General features: G+C 25.3%; 1 protein-coding gene. It reads right to left on the bottom strand.

Features of this window, described 5'->3' with window-relative positions:
- Positions 1–502: 502 nt before the first annotated feature.
- Positions 503–943 (bottom strand): hypothetical protein, encoded by a 441-nt coding sequence (locus tag AVBRAN12637_RS09675; protein WP_336615828.1) that lies wholly within the window; start codon positions 941–943, stop codon positions 503–505.
- Between the last annotated feature and the right edge of the window lie 58 nt (positions 944–1,001).

Genomic DNA, 1,001 nt, shown 5'->3' with positions numbered 1-1,001 from the left:
GATACATTCATCATATAATCTTGCTTGAGTAAAATTTAGTGTTGGTTCTGGTGTAAAAACCCCTCTAGCATTACACACTAAAGCTAAGGCTAATAATGCTAATAACTTTTTCATGCGATTCTCCTTTTTTAAATTTTAATGCTAAAAAATCTTAGTTTTTTAACATATTGATTTCATATGTTAAAATTCTATGAATTTTTTAACACAAATTATAAAAATTACTCCCATTTTTTTTCTTATTATGTTTCGTATTTAAAAGGAGCGAAACGACTAAAGTTCTGCAGATTTTAGTTTTTAAGCTCCTTTATGATCTTATCTAAAAATCGTTATTAAAACTTTTTAGCCATTCTCCTTTTTATTGCTAACTTTTAACGCTACATATACAAGTAATGTTGAAATATTGTGGAATAAGAAAATGTGCAAAGAAGTAAAAGAAGAAATTAAAGGCATTGACAAAACAGCTCAAGCCACCTTATTTAAGATGGCTTGAATCAGCTTTAATTTATAGGCATTTTTTTAAAAAATACCATGTCTTATAGAAGTATTTTTTAACACCTTTTGCTGTTAATATATCATACATTTTTTTGATATACTCATAATCTCTTGAACAAATTTCTAAGTTTTGCTCAAACGATTTCTTTAGCTCTTTTTCAAATTTTCCAACAATGCAGTAAGGATTGATTTTAATCCAATCTTTGCAATAAATATTGAGCGTATATAAATAATCAATTATCGCTGTACTTATAGCTTCTGCTTCATTTTTAATTTCATGAGCACCTTTATCATTTAAATTCTTTTTTCTATTTTCAATAGAATTTAATTTTTTCTTAAGCTTATTAATAGCTTTATCGACTAATACCGTATTATTTTGATTATTGTTCTTTGTAATAAAATATACAGGTATTACAATATTGCATAATGAATCAAAAATAAAATCAAACATTTTATTGCCTTTGTAAATAAAATGGTTGATACACCTAATATATCTTTGGTATTTGCAA

The sequence above is a fragment of the Campylobacter sp. RM12637 genome (assembly GCF_020137645.1).
Lineage (GTDB): Bacteria > Campylobacterota > Campylobacteria > Campylobacterales > Campylobacteraceae > Campylobacter_E.
This window is presented reverse-complemented; position numbering and strand designations above follow the sequence as displayed.